The sequence below is a fragment of the Streptomyces sp. NPDC007971 genome, from assembly GCF_042958635.1.
Lineage (GTDB): Bacteria > Actinomycetota > Actinomycetes > Streptomycetales > Streptomycetaceae > Streptomyces.
This window is the reverse complement of the sequence record NZ_JBIBJK010000034.1, coordinates 55,844-81,359: the sequence shown is the minus strand read 5'-3', so window position 1 is coordinate 81,359 and position 25,516 is coordinate 55,844. Positions and strand designations below refer to the sequence as shown.

General features: G+C 71.5%; 22 protein-coding genes and 2 pseudogenes. 7 read left to right on the top strand and 17 right to left on the bottom strand.

Annotation, left to right across the window (positions count from 1 at the left end):
- Together ACFZCP_RS42930 and ACFZCP_RS42925 are read right to left on the bottom strand one after the other, a co-directional pair.
- Window positions 1–574: pseudogene (locus tag ACFZCP_RS42930) on the bottom strand (histidine kinase); the annotation flags it as partial.
- Between the two features lie 338 nt (window positions 575–912).
- Complete coding sequence (locus ACFZCP_RS42925) at window positions 913–2,325, bottom strand: hypothetical protein (RefSeq protein ID WP_391442203.1); 1,413 nt, start codon at window positions 2,323–2,325, stop codon at window positions 913–915.
- A 597-nt stretch (window positions 2,326–2,922) separates the two neighbouring features.
- Between ACFZCP_RS42925 and kdpB the strand changes: the two genes are divergently transcribed.
- The 6 genes from kdpB to ACFZCP_RS42895 all read left to right on the top strand — a co-directional run bounded on the left by kdpB (window position 2,923) and on the right by ACFZCP_RS42895 (window position 8,494).
- Window positions 2,923–5,076, top strand: coding sequence for a potassium-transporting ATPase subunit KdpB (kdpB, locus tag ACFZCP_RS42920; RefSeq protein WP_391442202.1), 2,154 nt, complete (start codon window positions 2,923–2,925; stop codon window positions 5,074–5,076).
- Between the two features lie 383 nt (window positions 5,077–5,459).
- Window positions 5,460–6,269 (top strand): SDR family NAD(P)-dependent oxidoreductase, encoded by an 810-nt coding sequence (locus ACFZCP_RS42915; RefSeq protein WP_362699171.1) that lies wholly within the window; start codon window positions 5,460–5,462, stop codon window positions 6,267–6,269.
- Window positions 6,270–6,300: 31 nt separating this feature from the next.
- Window positions 6,301–6,378 (top strand): 50S ribosomal protein bL37, encoded by a 78-nt coding sequence (locus ACFZCP_RS42910; RefSeq protein WP_391442205.1) that lies wholly within the window; start codon window positions 6,301–6,303, stop codon window positions 6,376–6,378.
- Window positions 6,379–6,486: 108 nt separating this feature from the next.
- On the top strand, window positions 6,487–7,263 hold the full coding sequence (locus ACFZCP_RS42905; protein WP_362699169.1) for a GNAT family N-acetyltransferase: 777 nt from the start codon (window positions 6,487–6,489) through the stop codon (window positions 7,261–7,263).
- Between the two features lie 158 nt (window positions 7,264–7,421).
- On the top strand, window positions 7,422–7,784 hold the full coding sequence (locus ACFZCP_RS42900) for a hypothetical protein (protein ID WP_362699167.1): 363 nt from the start codon (window positions 7,422–7,424) through the stop codon (window positions 7,782–7,784).
- 191 nt (window positions 7,785–7,975) lie between these two features.
- Window positions 7,976–8,494: a hypothetical protein gene (locus ACFZCP_RS42895; protein WP_362699165.1), complete on the top strand. Its 519-nt coding sequence runs from the start codon at window positions 7,976–7,978 to the stop codon at window positions 8,492–8,494.
- Window positions 8,495–8,555: 61 nt separating this feature from the next.
- Here ACFZCP_RS42895 and ACFZCP_RS42890 read toward each other — a convergent pair whose 3' ends face one another.
- The 5 genes and pseudogenes from ACFZCP_RS42890 to ACFZCP_RS42870 form a co-directional block, all read right to left on the bottom strand.
- On the bottom strand, window positions 8,556–8,711 hold the full coding sequence (locus ACFZCP_RS42890; RefSeq protein WP_391442204.1) for a potassium-transporting ATPase subunit KdpA: 156 nt from the start codon (window positions 8,709–8,711) through the stop codon (window positions 8,556–8,558).
- 24 nt (window positions 8,712–8,735) lie between these two features.
- A pseudogene (locus ACFZCP_RS42885) lies at window positions 8,736–9,226 on the bottom strand (potassium-transporting ATPase subunit KdpA); the annotation flags it as partial.
- A gap of 78 nt (window positions 9,227–9,304) precedes the next feature.
- Window positions 9,305–9,538, bottom strand: coding sequence for a potassium-transporting ATPase subunit C (locus tag ACFZCP_RS42880; RefSeq protein WP_391442201.1), 234 nt, complete (start codon window positions 9,536–9,538; stop codon window positions 9,305–9,307).
- Window positions 9,539–9,825: 287 nt separating this feature from the next.
- Window positions 9,826–10,047 carry a 4Fe-4S domain-containing protein gene (locus ACFZCP_RS42875; protein WP_391442200.1) on the bottom strand — a complete coding sequence of 74 codons (222 nt, stop codon included), beginning with the start codon at window positions 10,045–10,047 and terminating at the stop codon, window positions 9,826–9,828.
- A complete protein-coding gene (locus ACFZCP_RS42870; RefSeq protein ID WP_391442199.1) occupies window positions 10,044–11,246 on the bottom strand; it encodes a cytochrome P450 in 1,203 nt (400 codons plus the stop codon). The genes ACFZCP_RS42875 and ACFZCP_RS42870 overlap by 4 nt, the downstream gene beginning before the upstream one ends.
- Before the next feature lie 344 nt (window positions 11,247–11,590).
- Between ACFZCP_RS42870 and ACFZCP_RS42865 the strand changes: the two genes are divergently transcribed.
- Window positions 11,591–12,832 (top strand): SpoIIE family protein phosphatase, encoded by a 1,242-nt coding sequence (locus ACFZCP_RS42865; protein ID WP_391442198.1) that lies wholly within the window; start codon window positions 11,591–11,593, stop codon window positions 12,830–12,832.
- A gap of 96 nt (window positions 12,833–12,928) precedes the next feature.
- Here ACFZCP_RS42865 and ACFZCP_RS42860 read toward each other — a convergent pair whose 3' ends face one another.
- The 10 genes from ACFZCP_RS42860 to ACFZCP_RS42815 form a co-directional block, all read right to left on the bottom strand.
- Window positions 12,929–13,867, bottom strand: coding sequence for an ATP-binding cassette domain-containing protein (locus tag ACFZCP_RS42860; RefSeq protein ID WP_391442197.1), 939 nt, complete (start codon window positions 13,865–13,867; stop codon window positions 12,929–12,931).
- Window positions 13,868–13,870: 3 nt separating this feature from the next.
- Window positions 13,871–14,833: an iron chelate uptake ABC transporter family permease subunit gene (locus ACFZCP_RS42855; RefSeq protein ID WP_391442196.1), complete on the bottom strand. Its 963-nt coding sequence runs from the start codon at window positions 14,831–14,833 to the stop codon at window positions 13,871–13,873.
- A 47-nt stretch (window positions 14,834–14,880) separates the two neighbouring features.
- Window positions 14,881–15,939 (bottom strand): ABC transporter substrate-binding protein, encoded by a 1,059-nt coding sequence (locus ACFZCP_RS42850; RefSeq protein WP_362699144.1) that lies wholly within the window; start codon window positions 15,937–15,939, stop codon window positions 14,881–14,883.
- Between the two features lie 83 nt (window positions 15,940–16,022).
- Window positions 16,023–20,324: an amino acid adenylation domain-containing protein gene (locus ACFZCP_RS42845; protein WP_391442195.1), complete on the bottom strand. Its 4,302-nt coding sequence runs from the start codon at window positions 20,322–20,324 to the stop codon at window positions 16,023–16,025.
- The gene (locus ACFZCP_RS42840; RefSeq protein ID WP_362699140.1) at window positions 20,311–20,568 is read right to left on the bottom strand and encodes a phosphopantetheine-binding protein; all 258 of its coding nucleotides are present in this window, start codon (window positions 20,566–20,568) and stop codon (window positions 20,311–20,313) included. Before ACFZCP_RS42840 ends, ACFZCP_RS42845 begins: the two co-directional genes overlap by 14 nt.
- 29 nt (window positions 20,569–20,597) lie before the next feature.
- The gene (locus tag ACFZCP_RS42835; protein WP_391442194.1) at window positions 20,598–22,130 is read right to left on the bottom strand and encodes a long-chain-fatty-acid--CoA ligase; all 1,533 of its coding nucleotides are present in this window, start codon (window positions 22,128–22,130) and stop codon (window positions 20,598–20,600) included.
- A gap of 19 nt (window positions 22,131–22,149) precedes the next feature.
- Complete coding sequence (locus ACFZCP_RS42830; protein WP_391442193.1) at window positions 22,150–22,677, bottom strand: FcoT family thioesterase; 528 nt, start codon at window positions 22,675–22,677, stop codon at window positions 22,150–22,152.
- A complete protein-coding gene (locus ACFZCP_RS42825) occupies window positions 22,674–23,564 on the bottom strand; it encodes a TauD/TfdA family dioxygenase (protein ID WP_391442192.1) in 891 nt (296 codons plus the stop codon). The genes ACFZCP_RS42830 and ACFZCP_RS42825 overlap by 4 nt, the downstream gene beginning before the upstream one ends.
- Window positions 23,561–23,824, bottom strand: a complete 264-nt coding sequence (locus tag ACFZCP_RS42820) for a phosphopantetheine-binding protein (RefSeq protein ID WP_391442191.1) — start codon at window positions 23,822–23,824, stop codon at window positions 23,561–23,563. The genes ACFZCP_RS42825 and ACFZCP_RS42820 overlap by 4 nt, the downstream gene beginning before the upstream one ends.
- 253 nt (window positions 23,825–24,077) lie before the next feature.
- Window positions 24,078–25,448: an MFS transporter gene (locus tag ACFZCP_RS42815; RefSeq protein WP_391442190.1), complete on the bottom strand. Its 1,371-nt coding sequence runs from the start codon at window positions 25,446–25,448 to the stop codon at window positions 24,078–24,080.
- Window positions 25,449–25,516 lie beyond the last annotated feature (68 nt).

Below are 25,516 nucleotides of genomic sequence, written 5' to 3'. Positions count from 1 at the left end.
CGAGGGCCGCGTCGATCTTCTCGGGGGCGTAGATGTTGCCGTGCGCCATGCGTCGGCGCAGCCCCTCGGGCGGCATGTCCACCAGCTCGATCTGCTGGGCGCGTCGTACGACCTCGTCGGGCACCTTCTCGTGCTGCGGCACACCCGTGATCTTCTCGACCACGTCGTTGAGGGACTCCAGATGCTGGATGTTCAGCGCGGTGATGACGTCGATGCCGGCGGCGATCAGCGTCTCGATGTCCTGCCAGCGCTTGGGGTTGCGCCCGTCCCCGGGGACGTTGCTGTGGGCGAACTCGTCGACGATGGCGACCTCGGGGCGGCGCGCCAGCACCGCGGCCAGGTCCATCTCCTCGAAGCCGCCACCGCGATAGGCGCAGCGAGTGCGCGGCACGACTTCGAGGCCGTCGAGCATCTCCTCCGTGTGCGGACGCCCGTGGCACTCCGCGAACCCCACCACCACGTCCGCCCCGCGCGCCGCACGGCGGCGCCCCTCGTCGAGCATCCGGTAGGTCTTGCCGACCCCGGGGGCCGCCCCGAGGTAGACCTTCAGCCGTCCGGGCCGTACGTCGTTCATCGCCGCCGATGCGCTCCGCTCACTGATCGAATTCCCTTGCACCGAAGGGTTCCTCCTCCAAGGAAGCCGCTTCGCGGGGCGCTCGATCCACGTGTTAGCGGTTCCTTGGCGTCGGTCGCGGGGACTTTGACACCGCCTTGACGTGACCTGGCCCGACAGGGCCGGGGCAGGTGGGCCGGGAAGCCCGGTCGGCCGGGAGGCGGAGCGGCCTGGGACACCGGCCGGGACCCTCGCCACAGGACCGGTGCTCGCCCCGGCAGCGGCCGTCGCAGCAGCGACACCAGCCGCCGCGGGCTGCGGCGCGCGCGGGATCTTGGGGAGGCCCGGCTGACGGACTCCTAACGGTACTCGGCCAGCCTGGGCCGCAGCCCGAGCACGGACAGCAGGGCCGCCGCCACCAGCAACCCGCCCGCCCAGGGAAGCAGGCCGTTCACCGTGGAGCGGCCGCCTTGGACGGAGGAGGTGAAGTGGGCGCGGTTGATGTCCGTCACCTGGTCCAGGGCGGCCATCCATGCCTCGAAGTGCGCGTTGGAGGTGTCCGGGGCCCACCCCATGCAGAACTCGGCGGCCTCGCGTTCCTTGCCGGCGGCCACCAGTGCGCGGATCCTGCGGTCGTCGCGCTGGTAGACGGCGTAGGTCTCCACCGTCTTCTCCGCCGCGGCACGCTCGCCGGGGAAGGTGATGTTGTCCAGCTCGCGGCGGAACTCGCCGGTGAAGCGCAGATCGTGGTGGTCGGTCTCGTACGCCCTCCAGGTGGTGGCCAGCCGGGAGTCGTAGGTCGTCAGCGTCGCGCCCTTGAGGCCGTACAGCGCCTGCGACTTGGCGAGGAACGCGTTGGCGTACCGGTCGCGGCGCTGCGGGTCGAGCAGGTAGCGGCTCTCGTCGGCGTTGGCGTCGTAGGCGAGGGCCCGGGCGCGGGACAGCGCGACGACCGAGTCGAAGGCGTCGTGCCGGGCCACCCGCAGGTGGTCGGCGGAGGCGGACAGCATCCCGGATCCGAGGATCACCGCGAGCAGTGTGCAGACGGTGGCGGCCAGGACACCGGGGTTGAGGATGCGCCGGAAGCTGCGGGCCAGGTACCACTGCAGAACGCCGAGCACGGCGAGCAGGAGGACGCCGAGTGCGAGGACGGCGACGAGCTGCGCGGAGAGGGTGGAGCGGGCCGAGGCGTACTCGGCGTCGAAGGCCGCGTCGTTCGAGGACACCAGGGTGTTGGCGGCGGGCACGAGCCGGGTGCGCAGCAGGTCGGTTGCGCGGCGGTAGTCGGTCAGGGCGGCCGGTCTGCCGCCGTGGTGACCGTCGTTCTCCAGAGCCCGGCCGATCAGCTCCTGGTACTCGGCGAAGTCGTCGGTCAGCGACTCCACGGTCTTCTCGTCGGCGCTGCTGCCCTGCGCGGCGACGGCCAGGGCACGCAGATCATGGCCGATCTCATGCCGGGAGTCACCGTAGAAGCCGACGGCCTTCTCGTACGGGGTCCGAAGACGTCCCTTCCCCGCATCGCCGTTCGACAGAAGGATGTTGGCGGCCTGGGCGTCCATGTCGTTCAACGCCAGCTTGAGATCGGCGGCGCTGGTGGTGCGGGGCGCGTCCCGGTCGGCCACGCTGTTCCAGGTGCCGAGGGCGGCGAGGGAGGCCACGAGCAGGAGCCCGGCGAGGGCGGCCGTGAGCAGGACCGTGGCCGAGCGCAGAAGACGCAGCCGCGCGGGCACGGTGTCCCAGAAGCGGCGGCGCAGAGCGGCCCGCGCGGCCACGGTCTGCCGCCACGGGCGCAGCCCCGGACCCCGTCCGGCCGTCCGCGAACCCCCTCGCTGCCGCGGTCCGGGGCTGCCCCCGTGCGGGGCGACCACCGCGCTTTGTGGCGCTGCGCCTTCCTCGGTGCGAGGATCCTGCGCCGACCCGGCCGTGAGAGTCACGGTCCCTCCAACGTCACGCCACGGACGGTCGCCCGTCCCCCGTTGGTGATCAGTCTGCGACCGGATCCGGCCACCGGCGGCCCGCGTTGACGGGTCCCTGACGGTTCTTCAGCGTCGTTTGACGGCACTTTGACGGCGCGCACGCAGTCGCCGTATGGGGGCCGCAAATTTCCCGCCCAGTACGGCAACTGTCGACGCAAACAGGGCTAAATTCGCTGTCGGCCGCCGGTGGGAGCCGCAGGCGTCAGCGGCACCCACGACTTTGGAGTCGTCGCTCCGATGCGGTCCGGTGCGTGTCCGCGAGACAGGCACCCGCGCACGATGTCTGTCGCCGTCCCGCGCCGACGTCCGTGCGCCACCGTGTGGTGCCGGGGCCCCGGCACCACACGGACCGCGGCCGAAGTCCCCGTCCCCCCTCAAGGCACGAAGGTGTCCATGCTTCCCGCTGCTCCCGAACAGGCCCCACCCTCACGCCCCCGGAGCACATCCCGGACCGGACCGCAGGGACGGACTCGCCGCCGGGCCCCGAGTGGGCTGTTCGAACCCGCCCAGCTCGTCCGCTCCTTCCCGGACGCGCTGCGCAAGCTGCATCCGCGCGTCCTGGTGAAGAACCCGGTGCTGTTCGTCGTCTCCGTCGGCGCGGTCCTCACCACGCTGTCGGCATTACTCCACCCTGCCGTCTTCACCTGGGTCATCAGCCTGTGGCTGTGGCTGACGGTCGTCTTCGCCAACCTCGCCGAGGCAGTCGCCGAGGGCCGCGGCAAGGCGCAGGCCGAGTCGCTGCGCAGGGCGCGCACCGACACGGTGGCGCTCCGGCTCCTGCACTGGAGCTACGGCACGAACCTCACCACCGCCCGCACCGAGGCTGTCGCCGCCACCGATCTGAAGCCGCTGGACGTCGTGCTCGTCGAGGCGGGCGAGATGATCCCGGCCGACGGCGACGTGATCGACGGCGTGGCCGCGGTGGACGAGTCCGCGGTCACGGGCGAGTCGGCGCCCGTGATCCGGGAGGCGGGCGGCGACCGAAGCGGTGTCACCGGCGGTACCACGGTCCTGTCCGACCGGATCGTCGTACGGGTCAGTGCCCGGCCCGGGCACAGCTTCCTGGACCGCATGATCGCCCTGGTCGAGGGGGCCTCCCGGCAGAAGACCCCGAACGAGATAGCCCTGAACATCCTGCTGGCCTCGCTGACCATCGTCTTTCTCCTGGTTGTCGTCACGCTGCAGCCGATGGGCGAGTACGCGGGCGCCGCGCAGTCGACGACGGTGCTGGTCGCCCTCCTCGTCACGCTCATCCCGACCACGATCGGCGCCCTGCTGTCCGCGATCGGCATCGCCGGCATGGACCGGCTGGTGCAGCGCAACGTGGTCGCCCTGTCCGGCCGGGCGGTCGAGGCGGCGGGCGACGTGAACACCCTGCTGCTCGACAAGACGGGCACCATCACCCTCGGCAACCGCGAGGCCGCCGCCTTCATCCCGCTCCCGGGCATCGACGAACGGCAACTGGCCGACGCGGCCCAGCTCTCCTCGCTGGCCGACGAGACCCCGGAGGGCCGTTCCGTCGTCGTCCTCGCCAAGAACGGGTACGGGCTGCGAGCGCCGGCCGAGGGCGAGTTGGCGAACGCCCGCTGGGTCGCCTTCAGCGCGCAGACCCGGATGAGCGGTGTCGATCTGCGCTGGGACAACGGAGCCGTGTGCGCCATCCGCAAGGGCGCCGCCCAGCAGGTGATCGACTGGGTGCAGATGTACGGCGGCCGGGTACCGCCCGAGGCACGGCTCCACGCCGACGCCGTGGCCGACTCCGGAGGCACCCCACTGCTGGTCGCGGTGCACGACTGGGAGGGACCGCGGGTCCTCGGCATGATCCACCTCAAGGACGTCGTCAAGGAGGGCATCCGCGAGCGCTTCGCCGAACTGCGCCGCATGGGCATCCGCACGGTCATGATCACCGGCGACAACCCGCTGACCGCCCGCGCCATCGCCGAAGAGGCCGGCGTGGACGACTACCTGGCCGAGGCGACCCCGGAGGACAAGCTCGCGCTGATCAAGCGGGAACAGGAAGGCGGCAAGCTGGTCGCCATGACCGGCGACGGCACCAACGACGCCCCGGCCCTCGCACAGGCCGACGTCGGCGTGGCCATGAACACGGGCACGTCGGCCGCCAAGGAGGCGGGCAACATGGTCGACCTCGACTCCAACCCGACCAAGCTCATCGAGATCGTCGAGATCGGCAAGCAACTCCTCATCACCCGGGGCGCGTTGACCACGTTCTCCATCACCAACGACGTGGCGAAGTACTTCGCGATCATCCCCGCGATGTTCGCAGGCTCGTATCCGGGCCTGGAGTCGCTGAACATCATGGGCCTGCACAGCCCGACCTCGGCGATCACCTCGGCGATCATCTTCAACGCACTGATCATCATCGCGCTGATCCCGCTCGCCCTGCGCGGCGTGCGCTACACCCCCTCCTCGGCCCACGACCTGCTGCGCCGCAACCTGCTCGTCTACGGTCTCGGCGGCCTGGTCCTGCCGTTCGTGGGCATCAAGCTGATCGACCTGCTGATCTCGGGGGTGCCCGGCCTTGGGTGAGCCTCCTGCGTTCGCCCGGCTCGTCCGTCAAGGTCGCGTATGCGCACGTCAGAACGCCGTCAGAGAACGGGGTTTCGGCTTGCCCGGGATGTGCGGTACGGCTTCCATGGACGTCGTGAACAGCGCATGGCTCCTCTTCGACCGGCCGCCGAGTACCGCTCGGCCGTCGCGTCACGCGCCGCGCTGAACGGAAGCGTCCGCGCCGCGCCGGCATCGCGTCCCGCCGACGCATGCCGTGCCGGTGCCGCGTCCCGCCGACGCCGCTTTCCGTGACCCGAGGGGCGCCGTGACCGGCTCCGGCGCCCCTCGTTCATCCTCGCTCACCGCACGTCCGCCGCCCCTCGCCGGGCCGCGTCGGCGTGCCCGCAACCCCGGATGGGATCATGTCCGACTCCGCCCTTTCCTCCCGTACCGTCCTGGTCACCGGTGCCACCTCCGGCATCGGCCTCGAAACCGCACGGCAGCTCGCCGAGCGCGGCGCCACCGTGCTGCTGCACGGCCGTACCGCCGAGGAGTCCCGCGCCGCCGCCGACGCCCTGGTCGCCACCGCCGGCATCGCGGCGGACCGACTGTGCACGTACGCCGCCGACTTCTCCCGCCTCGACGAGGTGGAGACCCTCGCCCACAAGGTCGTCACCGAGCACCCGCATCTCGACGTCCTGGTCAACAACGCGGGCATGGCCGCCCCCGAGCGGCACACCGTGACCGCCGACGGCAACGAGATCGCCTTCCAGGTCAACTTCCTCTCCCACTACCTGCTCACCTGCCTGCTGGAGCCGGCGCTGACCAGCGCCCCGGGCGGCCGGGTCGTCAACGTCTCCTCCTCCCTGCACCGCACGGCCTCCATCCAGTGGGCCGACCCCAACCGCGCCCGCCGCTACTCCCGGCTCGCCGCCTACGCGCAGTCCCAGCTCGCCCTCACGGTGTTCGCCGCCGACCCGCGCGTCAGCGCGGTCTCCGTCCACCCCGGCGTCTGCGACACCGCGCTGCTGGCCCTGTACGCCCACGAGGGCGTCTCCCCGGGCGAGGGCGCCGCGCACGTGGTGCGGCTGTGCGACCCGGCGGTCGAGATCGTCAACGGTGCCTACTACGACCGCGACGTGCGGGTCGACCCGGCCCCGGCGGTGACCGAGGACCGCACGGTCAAGCGCCTCAGCAGGCTGGCGGACCTGCTGGTCGGCCGTACCGCTTGAAGAACCTTCCCCCGCAGAGGAGTTGACGCACATGTCGAAACGCGCCCGCAAGAAGAAGGCCCGCCGCAAGAACAAGGCCAATCACGGCGGCAAGGCGAACCAGGGCTGACGAGGAACAGGGCGGCACACGCCGTCCACCTCGGGGCGGGCGACAGGGATCAACGATCCTCCGGTCGCCCGCCCGTTTCGTACCCCCTCCCCACCCCACGAGGCATTGATGATCGAGATCTCCCCGCCGGATCCACGGGTGCTCGCGCGCTGGTTCCCCACCCACTCCCCCGGCCCCGCCACGATCGGCGAGCACGTGCTGGCCACGGGTGTCGGCCGTTGGTGGGCCGACCGGCCCGTCCAGCCGAGCGCCGTCGCCGTCTCCTGCGCCGGGCATGTCGTGCTGCGCGGCAACCCGGAGGAGCTGGCACCCCGTCTCCTCGCCCCGCTGGCCGGCAACCGGGTCGAGGCTCCGGCACGGTTCCTGCCAACCCTCGGCGCCGCCTTCGACCGGCTCACGCCGTGGGAGCGCATGGTCTGGACGCTCCAGGTCCGACCACGGCCCGCCGCCGTCCCGCACGGGGTCACCGTACGGCGTCTGGAACCGGCGGACGCCGACGCGGTACGGGCCCTCGGCACGGACGCGTCCTGGCTCTCGGCCAGCTGGGGCGGGCCGGACGGCCTCGCCGCCTGTGGCCACGCCTGGGCCGCGCTGGGCCGCCACGGCCGGATCCTCGCGGTGGCCTGCACCTACTTCCGCGGCTCCGGCTACGAGGACGTGGCCGTCTACACCGTCCCCGACCGCAGACGCCACCACCTCGCCCTCGGCTGCGTCATCGCCCTGTGCACGGACATCACCGCCCGCCGCCACACACCCAGCTGGAGCTGCTCCCTCCACAACCGCGCCAGCCGCCTCCTGGCCTGGCACGCCGGTTTCCGCCTGGTCCGCGAGTACGTCCACTACGCCGTCGGGAGCCCCGTGGCACACGACCGGCTCAGCGCATAGGGTCTTTCTTTCGGATCGGGCCGGCTTCGGGTCACCGTGCCTCGCGGCGGACCCGAGCGGGGTCCGGTGCGCCGCGCAGGTGCGTGCCAGGGGCTCGCGGCCCCGGCAGGATCCGAGAGACAGGTCCTGGCGTCGGCCCCGTCATGAAGGAGATCCCCGTGCCCAGGAAATCCCCGCTCCTCACCCTTGCGATCCTGGACGGCAGCCATCGGCTGACGGTCACCCGGCTGAAGCGCGAGGACGACTCCTTCACCCTCCATTACCGGATCACACCGCCACTCCCCGAGGCCGACGCCGGGATCCCCGTGCTCCCGCTCATCGAAGCCCAGGACGATCTCGGCAACGAGTACGGCGACCGCGGTGGCGCCTACGGCACCCATCCGGACGGCACCCACACCGACGGCAGCCTCACGGCGGCGCCCTCCCTGCATCCGGACGCGAGCAGCCTGCGGCTGCGCATCACCTGGCTGCGGGACGGCAGGGAGACGCCGTACGACATGACGCTGGGCGTCCGGTCCTGAGCGGCGTCGTTCCCGGGCCCCGCCGAGCGAGCGCAGAGATGCGATGCGGAACGTGACCGCGCCCCTGCCCGAGGCTCCGTACCGGCCGGGGCGAGCGCAGCGTAAGAATCTCGTCAGGATCGGTCCCTGCGGCGTCAGGACCGCGTATGCAGCGGTCGCCCGGACCATGAGGCACGCCTAGCGTCAGCGACATGCGACGGAGCGGACCGGCAGCCCCGGCCGGCGACCGCCACTGGCGTGGCAGCGCCCGGCTCGCGGTGGGCTGCGCCCTGATCTTCGGTGCGCTCGCCTTCACGGTCGACTGGGACGCCGGCACCCTGACGGTGCCGCGCGCCCTCCTCTGGGCGGCCCTGTCGACGGCGGTGTGCGTCGTCCTGCTGCCGCAACGGGTGAGTGCCGGCCCGGGCTGGCTTGCCGTCCGTACCCCTTGGCGCCGGCTCGTCGTCCACACGCACGCGCTGGCAGCCGTGCGGCAGTACGACGGTGTCTCCTCGCACCTGGTCCTGCGGGACGTCCACGGTCACCGCCTGGAACTCGACCCCCGCGTCCTTGCCGCCAACCCGCTGATCTGGCACGAGCTCGACACGGGCCTGCGCCGCTCCATCGAGCGCGGCACCCTGCGCCACGGAGCGGACGTCCTGGAACGACTCGGTCATCGGATCGACGACGAGACGATGCAGGCGGTCCTCAGGGCCTCCGGGCTCTCCTGACCTCGCCCCGTCGGACCGGCCTGCGAAGAAGGGCAGGCCGGCCCGACCGGAGTTCGCGACGCTAGACCAGCCCCTCCGCCAGCGGCCCGAGGGAGAGGGCCGGCAGGAAGTTGAGCAGCGCCAGGACGAGTGCGGCTCCGGTGGCCAGGGCGACGAAGTTGACGCCGCGGGCCTGCAGGGTGCCGACAGTGACGACACCGGGCTGCTGACGGGCCAGGGGACCGGCGAGTTCTGCGGTACACCGAGGGCCATGAGGAGGATGCCGAAGACGATCGAGAGGGGTAGGACGATCCGGAAGACCGTGCGGATGAGGTCGACCCAGAAGTTGCGGAGCCGGTCGGTGTCGCGGCGCACCAGGCCCCGGATGAGGGCGAGTGCGGCGCAGATGCCGACGGCCGCGGAGGCGAACGCCTGGACGCCGAGCCCCGCCATCACCGCGAGGTGTCCGGTGGCGGATTCACCGGCGTAGTTCTGCCAGCTGGTGTGGGTGGTGAAGCTGACCGCGGTGTGCAGCGCGAGCCGCCACGGCATGCCTGCGTGACTGGTGGACCAGGGCAGCTTGGCCTGGAGGGTGAGGAGGGCGACGAGCGCCGCGATGCCCGCGAGGCCGAAGGCGAGGAGGGCGAACAGGTAGTGCCGCCAGTCCTGTTCGGCGTCCGGGTCGATGCCGCAGACCTTGTAGAGGGCGCCCTCGGCACGCTTGTGGGGACCGCCGTCGAGGGCGCGGGCCAATTAAGTCGCCGAGCGGGACGTGGAGTCCGACGACGACCGCGAGGATCAGGGTGGCCTGGAGCCAGCCGTACATGATGTTCAGGCCCCCTTGGCCGAGACGGGACGGGTGCGGTCGAGGGCTGCGTTCAGCTCGACCACGTTGACGGCGGGTTCACCGAGGATGCCCAGGCCGCGGCCGCTGGTGCACTGCGCGACCAGCTTGCGTACGGCCTCCTCGCTCATCCCGCGCTCGCGGGCGACGCGCGGGGTCTGCAGTTCGGCGTAGGCCGGACTGATCTGCGGATCCAGGCCGCTGACGCCATGCCCGCCCACCCCGCTACTCGGGGGGCCGATGACGCGATGCTGACGGTCATCGGCCGGATGCTGACGTGATGCTGACACCAGCGGGAATCGGCCACCGGCGAACGCCGTCGCCATGGCGTCGGGTACGGCGCTCGGACTTGCCCCGATGATCCCCTCGGCCCGCACGGCCCCGTCGCCTCGAAGGCCACGAGGCGTGACGTGTGTCCGGCGGATGCGTGACACGTGCAGCACCCGGACCGGGAGCCCCCACCGGTGTGCGGCGCGCGGTTCTCGGTCCGGGTGCGGTCGCCCCGGCGTCAGGAGCCGCCGGGTTCCTGCCCGTGGAGGGTAATCGCCCGGGAGGGGCAGACTCCGGCGGCCATCCGTGCGGCCGCGCGATGGGTGGTGGGCGGCACCGGGTGCAGCAGGAGCACGCGTCCGTCGTCGGGATCCTGGTCGAAGACCTCGGGGGCGGTCAGGGCGCACATTCCGGCGCCGATGCAGCGCTCACGGTCGACGTGCAGGCGCATCGTGCTCATGCCCCCTCCGTGTCCCAGGTGACCGGGAGGCTCTTCACCCCGTAGATGTCCGCGGTCTCCGGGCGCAGACCCACTTCTTCGGCCGGTACGGCAAGGCGCAGCGTGGGGAACCGGTCGACCAGTGCGCGGAACGCGACCCGCATCTCGACGCGGGCCAGCTGCTGCCCCAGGCACTGGTGGATGCCGTGACTGAAGGCCAGGTGCCCGCCCACGTCCTGCCTTCGGAGGTCGAGCACGTGGGGGTCGGCGAAGCGCTCGGGGTCGCGGTTGGCGGTGTTGTACGACAGGACGACCGTCGTGCCCGCCTCGATGGTCACGCCGCCCAGCTCGATGTCCTCAAGAGCCGTCCTCATGAACGTCTTGGCGACGCTCAGATACCGCAGCAGCTCCTCCACGGCCGCGTCGGTGAGCGCGGGGTCGGCGCGCAGCGCGGCCAGTTGCGCCGGGTTCTGCAGCAGCGCGAAGGTGCCGAGGGACAGCATGTTCGCGGTGGTGTCGAATCCGGCGGCCAGCAGGATCAGGCTGATCCCCTTCAGTTCCTCATCGGTCAGATCGCTGCGGGTGAGTTCGCTGAGGACGTCGTCGGTGGGGTTCTCGCGCTTGGCGGCCACCAGCTCCGCGAGGTAGTCCTGGGTCGCGGTGTAGGCCGCTATCAGCTCCTCCTCGCTCGTCTCGCCTCCCATGAACGTGTCGATCTGTTCCTGGAAGGAGCCCCGGTCCTGGTACGGCACCCCCAGCAGCTCACAGATGACGATGGTGGGGATGGGCTTGGCGAACGCGGTCACCAGATCGGTCGGCGGACCGGCCTTCTCCATGGCGTCCAGGCAGTCGGCGGTGATCTGCTCGATGCGCTCGGTGAGAAGGCGCATCCGCCGTACCGTGAACTTGCCCATCAGCGGCTTGCGGTAGCGCCCGTGCTGCGGCTCGTCCATGAGGAGGAACTCGCCGGGTGGTGCCGGAGGAACCTCGAAGTCGCCCACGTTCAGCAGATCCTTGCGCGAGCTGAACCGCGAGTCGGCCAGGACCGACCTGACCAGGTCGTATCCGGTGATCAGCCAGCCAGGTTTTCCGCCTTGGTGGCTGAAGCGGCTGACGGGGCCGTGCCGGCGGGCGTCGAGCAGCTCTGCCGGCGGGTCGAAGGGGCAGCCGGACCGACGGGCCGTGGGCAGCGTCGTGACGGTGTGGAGGGACTCACTCATGACCATTCCCCATCTCGCGATATGACGTGTTTTCCGCACACCGAAAGCTACGTTGCATTCACGATTTGAGCAACCTACAGAACCGCGCTTTCCCAGTTCAGTGGCGCCAAATTGATGCAATGACGCTGACGCTGAATGCAACGCACCATTGCAATGAATGAAGACGAAGGCAATGCCGGCGGCACGGCAGGAGCCGTTCCTCCCCACGTCGACGTGCGAGTTCCGCCAGGCGCAGCAGGCCTCGGCCGAACCGGCACGGACCCGGCGTCGGCCCGGTGCAGACCGGTGGCGCGGTGCATAGTGGAATCGGAGGGGAGACCTCCGGAAAGGACGGGAGCGCGCCTGTGCCCACCTCGCCGATCGACTACCAGGCGCTGTTCGCCGCCACCCCCAGCCCGTATCTGGTACTGGGCCCCGACCTCGTGATCCTCGACGTCAACGCGGCCTACTGCCGGGCGACCGGGCGCTCACGCGACGACCTCGTCGGGCAGTACCTCTTCGACGCCTTCCCCGACAACCCGGCGGACTCCAAGGCCGACGGGGTGCGCAACCTCAGTGCGTCCCTGCACAGGGTCCTGCACTCGCAGGAGCCGGACACCATGGCGGTGCAGAAGTACGACATCCCCGTACCCGCTCACCCCGGGGTGTTCGAGGAACGGTGGTGGTCCCCCGTCAACACCCCCGTGCTCGGGCCGGACGGGCAGGTGGCATGGATCATCCACCGGGTGGAGGACGTGACCGCGTTCGTTCTCTCCCGTGCCGCCCGGACACAGCCGGGCCAATCGCTCAGCGAGCGCGAAGCCATGGAAGCCGAGATGTATGCGCGGGCGCGCGAACTCCAGCTGATCAACGAGCAGTTGCGGCAGGCCCATGCCCGGGAGCGGAAGGTCGCCGTCACCCTCCAGGAGGCCATGATGCAGTCGCCGGACCTGGCCCGGCACCCGGACGTCGCGGTGCGCTACCTGCCCGCGACCAAAGGGCTCAACGTGTGCGGTGACTGGTACGACGTGGTGGACCTGCCCGGCCTCGGATTCTCCCTCGCGGTGGGCGACGTGGTCGGCCACGGGCTGGAGGCGGCCGCGGCCATGGGGATGCTGCGCAGCGCGCTGTCCGCCGCCGTCCGCGCCCTGCACGACCCGGCCAGAGCGATGGAGGTCCTGGGCCTGTACGCACGCTCGGTCGAAGGAGCGCTGGCCACCACCGCGGTCAAGGTCGTCATCGACACCGGCCGGCAGCACATCAGCTACAGCAGTGCCGGCCACCCGCCGCCCGTGCTGGTCCGCCCCGACGGCACCTTCGTCCTGCTCGACCAGGCCACCGATCCGCCCCTGGGAGCCCGCCCGGTCCACGTCCCGCGCCCCCGGGCCGCCCTGCCCTACGCACCTGGCGACACCCTCGTCCTCTACACCGACGGGCTCATCGAACGCCGCCACGAGGACATCGACACCGGCCTGGACCGTCTCACCGGCGCGCTCACGGACAACCCCCGGCTCATGCCCGACCACCTGGCCGACGTCCTGCTGTCCCGCCTCGGCGTCGTCGGCGGCGGCCACGACGACATCGCCCTGATCGTCGCCCGGCTGTAGCGTCCCGCGCCGGGTGCGCACTCCCGGCGGGGCGGCTGCCTGTCCCGCGGGCCGCCTGGTGCGAGCCACCGGCCGGAGGGGGCGTCCGACTCCGTATCAGTGGTCGCCTGTCGCCACGGCCATGTCGCCCTCCGCGCCGTTCCCGTCGCCCGTCTCGTCGCCCGCCTCGTCCTCCCCATCGCTCACGTCGCCCGTCTCGTCGCCCGCCTCGTCCTCCCCATCGCTCACGTCGCCCGTCTCGTCCTGCCGCCTGCCCTCGGTGCGGGCGAGGGGCTGGGCCGCGTACGTGATGCGGACGACGCCGTCGGCGTGCCGTCCCGCGGTCGCACGCACGCCGAAGACGTCGGCGAGCACCTGCGGGGTGAGCACCTCCAGGACGGGCCCCGCCGCGACCACCGCCCCCTCGTGCAGGACCACCATGTGGTCGCAGAGCCGGGCGGCAAGGTCGAGGTCGTGCAGGACCGCCAGCGTGGTGACACCGGTGGCGCGGATCAGGTCCAGCAGCTCGAAACGGGCGCGGATGTCCAGGTGGTTGGTCAGCTCGTCGAGCACGAGCAGCCGGGGGTCCTGTGCCAGGGCCCGTGCCAGCAGGACACGTTGACGCTCGCCTCCGGACAGGGAGGCGTAGTCCCGGTCCGCGTAGGGCCGTACGCCGCACCGGTCGATGGCGTCCTCCACGGCGCGCCGGTCGTCGGCGCCGTCGCGGCCCAGCAGCCCGTGGTGCGGGGCGCGGCCGAGCGCGACGATCTCGGTGACGGTCAGGCCGCTGGTGTTGCCGGTGGCGTCCTGGAGGACGGCGGCGGTGCGGCGCGCCGCGGTGCGGGCGGACAGGGCCCAGACGTCGTCGTCCCCGACCCTGACCACGCCTTGCGCCGGGCGGAGGGAGCGGTAGACGGTACGCAGCAGAGTTGACTTTCCGCTGCCGTTGGGGCCCACGAGTCCGACGATGTCGCCCTTGCGGGCCTCCAGGCTGACGGCGTGCAGGATCCGGCGGCGGTCCAGGGTGACATGGAGCTGGTCGACCGTGAGTTTCATGCTTCAGTCCAGGCCCTTGTTGCGGCGCAACAGCCACAGGAAGAACGGTGCGCCGAGCAGGGCGGTGAGGATGCCCAGCGGCAGTTCGTTGGGGCGGTCGAGGGTGCGGGAGAGGAGGTCGACGAGGACCAGGTAGAGGGCGCCCAGCAGGGCGGTCAGGGGAAGGAGGCGGCGGTGGTCGGCGCCGAGAACGAGGCGGACCAGGTGCGGGATCATCAGGCCGACGAAGCCGATGCTGCCGGCGACGGCGATGACGGTGCCGGTCAGGAGTGCGCTGAGCACCAGCAGCACCGCGCGCAGCCGGTTGACGTCGACACCGAGTGCGGTGGCTGACTCGTCGCCGGCCAGCAGGACGTTGAGCCGCCGTCCGAAGAGTGTCAGCAGGGCGGTGCCGGCCAGGACCACCACGGCGACCGTGGGGAGTTGGTCCCACTGGGCGCCGGCCACGCTGCCCAGCATCCAGAACATCACGGTGCGCAGCTCGGTCGGCGTCGCCTGCAACTGGACGTAGCTCGTCGCCGAGAGGAAGACGTAGCCGACCGCGACCCCGGCCAGCACCAGCCGGGTGGGGGCCATCCGGCCCCGCCGCTGTCCGAGCGCGAAGACGAGTGCACCTGCCGCCACCGCCCCGAGGAAGGCCGCCGCCGACACCCCGAGCCCGGCGAGTGCCACGCCGCCGCCCAGGGTGATGACCAGCACCGCGCCGAGCGTGGCGCCGTAGGAGAAGCCGAGGACGACGGGGTCGGCGAGCGGGTTGGACACCACGGTCTGCAGCACCGCCCCGGAGACGGCCAGACCCGCGCCGACCAGGGCGGCGAGGACCACCCGGGGCGTGCGGAAGTTCCAGACGATCTGGTCGGTCGCGAGGTCGCCGGACGCGCCCTGCCCGCTGACGTGGTGCCAGACGATGCCCCACACGTCGCCGAGCGGGACGGTGACCGCGCCGATGCTGATCGCCACGATCATGGTGGCGGCCAGAGCGACGGGCAGGAGGGTGAAGGCCAGGGCGGCCCTCAGCCGGGCCGGCCCGCTCGGAACGCGTCGGGGTGCAGCATCCGGGCGATCTTCTGCACGGCCAGGTCGTTGCTCGGGCCGAGGTACATCGAGTCGGACAGGACGACGTACGTGTTCTTCCTGGCGGCCGGCCACTGGGGGAACTCCTTCAGCAGTTTCCTGGCGTAGGCCGCCGGGTCGGGGTCGTTGTAGCCGATGACGACCAGCGCGTCGACGTCGGTGGCGGCGACCTTCTCCTTGCTCAGGTCGGCGAAGGCGGTCCTGGAAGCCGACTCGAAGGCGTTGGAGCCGCCGGCCCTGGTGAGGATGTCGTTGTAGATGCCGTGGGCGACGACCGAGCTGAAGGCGTTGCCGCCCATGGACATGTTGGAGAAGAGCACCATGACCTTGGGTGCCTTCTTGCCCTTGACCTTTGCGGCGACCTCGGCGATGTGCTTCTCGGAGGCGGCGATCAGCTTTTCCGCGCGGTCGGTGACGCCGAAGATCCTCCCCATGTCGCGCAGCAGCGTGTAGCTGTCGGCGACGGTCATCTTGGAGGTGTCCTGCTTGCAGCCCTGCGGGGAGACGTAGGTGTTGGCCCCCACCTGCCGCAACTGGTCGCGGGTGGCGAAGCCGTTCTTCTCGTCGAAGCCGTACGACGTCGTGGACAGCACCAGGTCCGGGCGCAGGCCGAGCATGGCTTCGCGGGGGATGTCGTAGGCGTCGTTGAGTTTGATGTTCCCCGTGGGCAGTGCCTTGACGGCGCGGGCCCGGCCGGGTACCTCGCTCATGCCGTAGCTCTGCTCGTTGGCGACGATCCTGTCGCCGAGGCCGAGGGCGAGGAGGGTCGAGACCTCGGCGACCGAGGCGCCGTTCATGACGACCACTCGGCCGGGTGCCTTCTTGAAGGTCTCGCTCCGGCCGCAGTTCTCGACGGTCACGGGATGTCCGGCCGTCGATGCGCCGGCACCGGCCTGTCCGCCGCTCGCCCGCTCGTCCTTCGAGGAGCCGGCGCATGCCGCCGTGACCAGACACAGGGCCGCCGCCAGGGCTGTGGCGACCGGCCGTTTGATGGACATGCAGGCTCCTTGCTCGCAGTGCTCGGTGGTGTTCCGTTGCAGTAGTCGTGGCGTGAAGGCGATGAGTTCCCGGCCGGGTCCGACTACTTCGCGCAGGGTGCCGGACGCGGTGGTCGTGCGGCCGGTGCGGGCAGTTCCCCGGCGGCCACGCAGTGGTCGAGGTACCGGAAGACCAGGTCGCGGCCGACGGGTGGGCTGGTGATGCCGCTCCCGAGAAGTCCTGTGCGGACGTTGTCGGCATGGACGCGCCCGAGGCGCAGGTCGGAGGCATCGCTCCCGTCGGTCCCGCCGCTCTCGTGCGACTCGAAGAAGGCGAGCGTGGTGGCGGCGACGTCGGCAGTACGGGGCAGTTGATCACGCCATGGGGCCGGCGGCAGGCGCCGTACGGGATAGCCGTACTCCTCGACCCAGTCGTAGAGGTCGCTCAGTCGGATCCGCGGCCCCGTCGCGTGGTTGAAGACCGGGCCGGTGGCGGTGAGGGCAAGGTGCACGACGGACCGGGCTACGTGGTCGGCCGGTGTCCAGATCTCGTCCTCGAACAGCTCCGGGAGGATCCCTGCCGGGATGCCGGCCCGCAGCACACTCCACAGGAAGTCGCGTGTGTTGACGTATCCGGATGCGGCCGGTCCGACCACGCGTCCCAGACGGTGCACGGTCACCGGCAGACCACGCCCGGCCGCCTGTTCGAGCAGTCGTTCGGAGGCCCATTTCGACTGCTGGTAGCCGTGGCGCAGACCGGCGTGGGGCGGCAGGAAGGCCTCCATCACCTCGGGGCCGAGGCTCGCGGGCGGCGCCACGGACAGCGTGGAGATGTGGTGGAGGGGGATCGACCGTCCGGCCGCCAGGCGCAGCAGGTGCCGGGTGGACTCGGTGTTGACCGCGCGCAGCGTGCCGTACTCACGCAGGATGCTGACCGTCGCGGCGTTGTGGAAGATCGCGTCGCAGGTCGCGGCCAGTTCACCGAGGAGGCCCGGGGCGAGACCGAGGTCGGGGCGGGCCAGGTCGGCGCGGACAGCGGTGATGCGGTGTTCGACGGCCTCCGGGAGCGCGAGGCGGTGATGCTCCAGTGCCTGGTGGACCCGGTCCACGGCCTCGCCGGTGGTGCGCGCGCGGACGGTGCAGACGATCTCGGCTCCTGTGGCGGCCAGGAGTTCCGCCAGCAGGTGCGCCCCGACGAAGCCGGTGGCGCCGGTGAGCAGGATGCGCCGTGGCCGGTTCGGACGGTGACCGGAACCGGGCTGCCCGTCGGGACGGTGACCGGTACCGGGCCGGATGTCCGGGTCGAGGACGGTGTCGGTGTGCAGGGCCGCCGGGAGGCCGGGGGCGGCGGGCGGGCGGTCGTCGAGGAACCGGGCGAGTCCGGCGGCGGTTGGGTACTGGAAGAGCCAGGCGACGCGTACGTCGCGGCCGAGTTCCACGCCGAGCCGGTTGGCGACCTGGATGGCCTGGAGGGACTGGGCGCCCAGGTCGAAGACATCGTCGTCGGCGGTGATGGCGTCGGTACCCAGGATCTGCTGCCAGGCACCGATGATGGTCCGCTCCGGTCGGCTGCCGGCGATGGGGGCCTGGGGTGCGGTGGATGCGCTGGATGCGCTCAGCGCGGGTCGGTCGATCTTGCCGGCTCCGGTGCGGGGCAGGCGGTCGTGGAGTTCGACGACCGAGGGAATCACCGCCGCGGGCAGCCTCGTCCGCAGATGGGCCCTCACCTCGGTGGCGGACGGGGCCGGAGCGTCCGCCACCAGATGGGCCGCGAGACGGCGGGTGCCGTCCGGCAGTGTCCGTCCGACGACCGCCGCCTCACGGATGCGCGGGTGGGTCAGCAGCGCGCTCTCCACCTCGGCGGGATGGACGCGGTGTCCGCTGATCTTGAATTCCTCGTCCGCCCGGCCGAGGAACCGCAGTTGTCCGTCGTCCCCGATGTCCACCAGGTCGCCGGTCCGGTAGGCGCGGGGACCGCCGGGGAGCGCGGTGAGCGGGGCGAACCGGTCGGCGTCGGGGGTGCGGGCCCCGCGGTAGCCGAGGGCCAGGCTGTCGCCCAGGAGGTACAGTTCCCCGCCGACGACGGCAGCCCTGGTGCCGGGCAGCGGCAGCCCGATCGGGACGTCACCGGGGGCGAGCGCGGGGTCGTGCAGGTCGGCGACGGTGGCGACCACGGTCGCCTCGGTCGGGCCGTACGTGTTGAACAGCTGGACCGAGGTGCCGACGGCCTTGCGCCAGCGCTCCACCCGTTCGGGGAGTGCCGCCTCGCCCCCGATGAGCACGGCACGGACTCCCGCGGGCAGAGCGGCCGTACCCGTCGAGAGCGTGTGGGCGAGTTCGTGCCAGTACGCGGTGGGCAGGTCCAGCACGCTCACCCCCAGGCGTGCGCAGTCGTCCAGGAACCGTGGGACCGACTCCGTCATCCCGTCGGTGCGGACGACGAGGGTGCCGCCGGTGCACAGCGTGAGGAGGATCTCCTCCACGCTGGCGTCGAAGTGGAGCGGTGCGAACTGCAGGACCCTGTCCTCGCGGCGCAGCCCGTAGCGGTACGTGGCACCGGCCACGAAGTTCGCCAGGGCGCCGTGGCTGATCTCGACGCCCTTGGGGCGGCCGGTGGAGCCGGAGGTGTGGATGACGTAGGCGGGGTCCTGGGGCGCTGCCGCCTTCGGCATGGGGCCCGGGGCCGGATCCGGCTCGCCCGGCGTGAGGACGGGCGTGCCGGCGAAGGTGTGCGCGGCGGTGGCCGTCGTCAGGACCAGGGCGGGGCCGGACTCGCTCAGCAGCTGTGCGGTCCGGTCGGCGGGGGCGGCCGGGTCGAGGGGGCAGTAGGCCGCACCCGACAACAGCACGCCGAGGACGGCGGTGACGGCGTCGATCCCCCGGGGCAGCGCCACGGCCACCAGGCTGCCCCGGCCGATGCCCCGCGCCGACAGGCGGCGGGCCATGTCACGTGCGCTGCCGTACAGGCGGGCATAGGTGAGGCTGTCCCCGGCATGCTCCACGGCGACGGCTCCGCCCCGGCGGGCGGCGTGGTCGGCGATCAGACTCAGCACGGGGCGGGGCGGACCGGGCAGCGGTCCGCCGTCCAGAACCGGTACGGACGCCGGGCACAGGGGCCGGTCGGGCGCGGCCACCGCCTCCTCCAGCAGTGCGAGCAACCCGTCCTGGAACGAGGCGACTTCATCCGCGTCGTACAGATCGGGATGGGCGTCCACCGCGATCCGCAGCCCCGTGCCGTCGGAGCGGTCGTACACGTTGACCGCCAGGTCGTCGACGGGCCCCGCGGAGACGTTGTGGACCGTGCTGCGGTGCCCGGCGAACCGCAGGTCGTACTCGAACGGCATGATGTTGACGCCGGGACCGGAGAGTCTGCGCCCGCCTCCCAGCAGCTTCAGGTCGCGGCGCAGCTGCTCGTAGCGGTAGCGCTGGTGCGGCAGACCGGCGCGCAGTTCCCGGCTCACGCGGGCCGTGAGGTCGCGCAGGCTGTCGTCGGCCGAGACGCCGACGCGCAGGGGAAGGATGTTGCGCACCATCGCCGGCACGCGCAGTGACACGGAGCCGAGCCGGCCCATGACCGGCAGGCTCAGCACGATCTCCGGTGCACCGGTGACCCGGTGCAGCTGGGCGACGGTCGCCGCGAGCAGCACCTCGGACCAGGTCACCGACAGCTCGCGGGCGACCGTGCGCAGGGCGCCGGCCCGGGTCGCGTCGAGATCGGCGACGCGGCGGTGGAAGGTGCGGGCCGGCAGGGCCGTGCGACGGGCCGGCGTGGCCACCGGGGGGCGGTCGGCGTACCGACCGGTCCAGTAGGCGCGGTCCTTGGCGCAGCGAGGGCCCTGCCGGTAGGCGTGTTCCTCGGCGCGGACGGATTCCACTGTGCCGAAGCCGCTCCCGGGTACCGGCTCGCCCGCCACGAGGGCCGTGTAGACCTGGGCCACGCGGCGGGCCACCAGGGAAAGGCCGAAGCCGTCGAGGGCGATGTGGTGCACGCGGTGGTACCAGAGGTACTGGTCGCTCCCGGTCCTCAGCAGGGCGTGGCCGAACACCGGGCCGCGGGTCAGGTCCACGGGCCGGGCCATGTCCGTGGCCATCCATGCGAGGGCGGCGGAGTGCGGGTCGGCTTTCCCGGTGAGGTCGGCGGTGTGCATCTGCCAGTCGCCCACAGGGGTCTCGAACTGCCAGGGGTGTCCTTCCCCGTCCGTCGCGAAGGTGACGTTGAGGGCTTCGGTCTCGGCGACGACGTGGTGGAGCGCGGTGCCGAAGACGGCCGCGTCCACCGGGCCGTCTATGCACACGTACTCGGCCGTGTTGTAGGCGGGGCTGTCCGGGTCGAGCCGCTGGCCCGTCCAGATGCCCTCCTGGGCGGCCAGCAGCGGTCGGCGGTGCGCGGGCTCAGTTGCCGGCATGTGCCGCACCTCCCTGGCGTCCGGCCAGCAGCTGCCACCACTGGGCGAAGGAGGTGCGTTCGGCGAGGTCGACGAAGCTGACCTCGGCACCGGCCGCCTGCCACCGTTCGAGCAGGGTGACGATGCGCAGGGAGTCGAGGCCCGCGTCCAGCGGGCTCTCGTCCAGGTCGACTTCGTCGGGCCGCAGGTACAGGAACTCCGCGAGGTCGGCGCGGAAGCGCTCCGGGGTGAGGGGTTCAGGCATGAGCTCTCTCCACGACGGTGTCGGCGGCGTCAGTTGACCTTGCGGGCGCGCTCGCCCCAGAAGCGGTCGCGCAGTTCGCGGCGGAGGATCTTGCCGCTGGGGTTGCGCGGTACGTGGTCGATGAACTCGTAGCGCGAGGGCAGCTTGAAGGCGGCGAGGCGCGGAACGAGGAAGGTGTGCAGGTCACGTGGGCTCGGCTGCTCCCCGGGGACGGGTACGACGAAGGCGTGGACGCGTTCGCCCCAGCGCTCGTCGGGGGCTCCGACGATCACCGCCTCGGCCACACCGGGGTGGTGCTCCAGCACGTTCTCGATCTCGGCCGGGTACACGTTCTCACCGGCCACGAGGACGGCGTCCTTGATCCGGTCCCGGATGAAGAGGTAGCCGTCCTGGTCGACGTATCCCGCGTCGCCGGTGCGGATCCAGCCGTCGACCAGGGTCTGGGCGGTCTTGTCGGGCAGGCCCCAGTACTCCACCATCCGCGCAGGGGTGTGGAGGCAGACTTCTCCGATCTCGCCCGGCGGCAGGTCGTTGCCCGCGTCGTCGATCACCTTGGCGCGGACGCCCGGATAGGGGCGGCCCGCGGCCTGCATGCGCGGTCCGCCGGGGACGTGGTCGGCCGGCGGCAGGCACACGGCGGTGTTGCCGGTCTCGGTGAGCCCGTAGATCTGTGCGAACTCGCAGCCCAGTACGGCGATGCTCTCCTCCAGCAGGCTCTCGGAGATCGGGGAGCCGCCGTAGACGGTCTTGCGGAGTGTGGTGAAGTCCTCGGCGCCGACGCCCGGTTCGGTGAGCATCATGCGGAGCATCGCCGGAACCACGCAGGCCGTGGTGATGCCGAGATCGCGGATCAGGTCGACGGCATGGCGGGCGGCGAAGGCGCGCATCGCCACGATGGTCGTCCCCGCGTTCAGGTTCTGCGTGGCCCACCACAGGCCGCCGATGTGGAAGCCGGGGATACCGACGAGCGCGACGTCACCGTCCCGCCAGTCGATCCAGTCGAGCCCCTCGCTCGCCAGGGCCTCACGGATGGCGAAGAAGCTGCGATGGGCGAGGACCACGCCTTTGGGGAGGCCGGTGGTGCCGCTGGTGTAGAGCTGGGCGACGGGGGTGCCGGCGTCGGCTTCGGCCTTCGTGTCGGTGTCCGGGTGTTCGGCCGTCCACGCCGTGAAGCCGGGGCCGAGGGGGACGACCGTCGCCGGCGGCGCGGTCGGCATGCGCTCCACGATCGGCGCGAACTCCGGCTCCAGGAACAGGAGTCTGGTGCCGGAGTCCTGGAGGATGTGGCTCACCTCGGGTGCGGTGAGCCGCCAGTTGACGGGGACCAGGACGGTGCCGCTCTTGGCGCAGCCGTAGAGGATCTCGTAGTAATGCTCGGACTCCTTGCCCAGGTACGCCACGCGGTCGCCCTCGGTGAGTCCGGCGGCCCCGAGGGCGTGGGCGATGCGGTTGCTCGCGCGGTGCAGGTCGCCGTACGACAGGCTGCGGCCCTCGCAGAGCACGGCCGGGGTGCCGGGCTGCCGGGCGGCGTGGAAGCGGATGGTCTGGACGAGTGTCTCCATGGGCGATCCGTTCCGTTTCTCAGGGGACGTTGACGAACGCGAGCGTCGCCGTGCCGTCGCACCGGCCGCCTTCGGCGTCCCAGTAGCGGTACGAGGTCTCGGCGCGCAGGAAGGGCTTGCCGTCGCCGCGCTCGCGCCGGGTGACGGACAGGAACTCCATCTCCCCGAAGAAGGAGCGGGGGTTGACCGGACGCCGGAAGCTGCCGGTGAAGCGTGCGATGAGGATGTCCGGCAACTGGTGCTGCCAGAAGTCGTCCAGGGTCCAGTTCTCGAACCCGGCCAGGGCTTCTTCCTGGACGGCCTTCGCGACGAGGTAGTACATCATCTGGTTGTAGGCGATGTTGACCTCGACCGAGTTCAGGTGGCCGGTGTCGTCGATGTAGCAGGATTCGGGGATCGCGAACTCGCAGCGCGCCGAGGTGTGTTCGGGGCCGGCGGTCACCACGGCGGACTTCACGTACTTGCAGTGCGCCTTGTAGGGCGCCAGGACGCGTTCCAGCAGGTCGGCGTCGGTGGCGTACGAGCGGTGGACGGAGGCTGTGGTCATGCCGCAGGTATCCCGTCGTGCAGCTTGCGCTCGTCGTGGACGGTGACGCGGTGGGAGACGGTCGGCTCGGGCGTGGCCGTGTGCCGGGCGCGGTGGATGAGGCTGCGGTTGTCCCAGATCAGCAGGTCGCCCCGTGCGAAGCCCTGCAGGTGGATGTTGTCGTGCTCGAAGGTGTCGTCGAGCTGGCCGGTCGCCTCGAAGAGGCGGTGCAGCAGGTCGTCCCCGAGCGGCTTGCCGTCCGCGTCCTCGATGCCGACGGTGAAGCCCTCGCTGATGTACAGGACCGTTTCGCCGGTGAGGGGGTGGGTGAACGTGGTGGGCTGGCGAACGGCCGGGGTCTTGCGTTCGACCTCTTCGATGATCTCGGAGAGCGGGCGGTAGACGTCGTGCGGCCGGATCTTGAAGTACTTACGGACCGAGTGCCGGCAGTAGGTGCCCGCGACCTGCTTCCTGAGATCCCCGGGCAGCTTCTCGTAGGCCCTGCCCATGTCGATGAAGTAGGTGCCGCGGTTCCTCTGCGGGATGACCTGGGGGTGGATCAGGGTGATGCCGAAGGGGTCGGGCATGAACTGGTAGTCGGCGTGCCAGAACTTGCCCGTCTTCGGCACGCCTATCTGCCTGCCGTTCTCCGGCACGTTGGAGGAGACGAAGATCTCCCGGAGTTCGGGGTGGTGGTACATCGGCTCGTAGTACGTCTCGGGACGCCCCAGCCGCCTGCCGAGGTCCAGGAACTGCCGGGGGGTGAGGTTCTGTCCCTTCAGGACGGCGATCTTCTTGGTGTAGACGAGATGCTTGAGCGCCTCGATGTCCGCGCCGGAGGCGCTGGTGTGGTCGAAGTCCTCGACCGTGGCGCCGAGGGCCGAGCCGAGCTGTTCGGTGATCTTCATGAGGGGCGTCCTTCGTGAGAGGGCCGGCCGGCCTGCCTGGCGTCGATCAGTGCCGCGGTGCCGGCGAGGGTGAGGGTGGGCCGCAGCTCGCTGTCGTGCACCGTCACGCCGAGGTCGCGTTCGATGCGGATGCTGATGTCGACCATCGTCAGCGAGTCGACGTCGAGGTCGGCGAAGGTGGCCTGCGGGGTGAACCGGCCGGCCGGGGCGTCGTGCAGTCTCGTCAGGATCTCGACCAGCCGGTCGTAGGTGGCGCTCATGGGGCGGCTTCTTCTCCTCCGTCGTACGAGTGGGCGGGCGGGGGCCGTTCGGGCCGGGTCGGCGGGCAGGAGCCTCGGGTGGGTCCGCCTCCGAGGGCGGCGAGCACGAGTCGGTCGCGGGGGCCCGTCCGGCAGGCGCAGAGCACGGCGGCGGGCGGGCCGGGAGCGTTGCTGGGCACGGCTGTTCTCCAAGGGCGGGAGCTCCGGGGGCGTCCGGAGGCGACGAAGGAACGGCAGGAGTGACAGGAGTGGCTCAAGGACTGGTGGGCGCTCTGCGCACGGTGAGGGTCAGCGGCACGCCGCAGGCGATTGCGGCCGCTATGGCGAACACGGCAGTCCGTAGGCCCGCCGGCGAGGCGCCGTCGGCCGGGTCCGGCCCGGCGGTGCCGGCCAGCGCCACCAGCACCGCCAGGCCCACCGCGCTGCCGACTTGAAGGCTGGTCGAGGCGAGCCCCGACGCCACGCCCTGGTCCTCGGGAGCGACGCCGGCGGCAGCCGTGATCCACATGCCGGTCCAGACGGCGCCCTGGCCCAGGCCCAGCAGCACGATGCCCGGCAGCAGCAGCGGGTACGAGCCGTGCCGGGTGAGCGCGAGGCCGAGGGCGGCGGCTCCCGTCGCGCCGAGTGTCATGCCGCCGGCCAGCATCCGGCGTACGCCGACGGCCGCGACGGCCCGCTCCCCCGCCTGGGTCCCGCCGGCGACCACCAGGGCCGGGACGAGGAAGGCGAGGCCGGTCGCGAACGCGCTGTAGCCGCGCACGGTTTGGAAGTACAGGGTCAGGAAGTACGGCAGGGAACTGAACGTGGCGCTGTACACGGCGGTCACCGCCATCGCCGCGACGAGCCCGCTATGCCTGAACAGCCGGGTCGGCACGAGCGGATGGCGCGCACGCGTCTCGACGACGGCGAAGAGCGTGAGCAGAACCGGCGCGAGGAGCGCACTCGCGAGGACGGACGGGCTGCTCCAGCCGGCCTCGGGTGCGTGCACCAGCAGGAACACCAGGAGGGTGAGGCCTCCGGTTCCGGTCAGGGCGCCCGTCAGGTCGAACCGGCGCGGTCCGGTCCGTGGGGCGTCCGCCGGGAACAGGGCCCGGCCCGCCCACGCCATGGCTCCCGCCACGGGGACGTTGACGAAGAACACCGACGGCCAGCCGAACGCCTCCACCAGGACGCCGCCGAGGAGGGAGCCGAAGCAGAGACCGCCGGCTCCCGCGGCGCCCCACACCGCCAACGCCCGGTTCCGCTGCGGTCCTTCGGCGTAGATCGTGTTGATCAGGGCCAGGGTGGCCGGGAACAGCAGGGATCCGCCGAGGCCCTGGACCGCCCGCACGGCGAGCAGCGTTCCGGGTGCCTGCGCGAATCCTCCCACCAGCGAGGAACCCGCGTAGATCAAGGCGGCGGCGACGAACGTCCGGCGCCGCCCGAGCAGGTCCGCGGTCCGGCCGCCCAGCAGCAGGAAGCCACCCGTCGTCACGACGTAGGCGCTCACCACCCACTGCAGGTCGTGCTCCGAGAAGCCGAGGCCGGCGCCTATGCCGGGAAGCGCGACGTACACGATGTTGTAGTCGAGGGCGATGACCAGTTGGGCCAGCGCCAGGACGAGAAGGGAAAGCCGTGCCGGCATGGTCCGGTTCCCCCTCACCCATAGGAAAGAAACAGCGACGAATATCGAATCCGTATCCGCATCCGTCG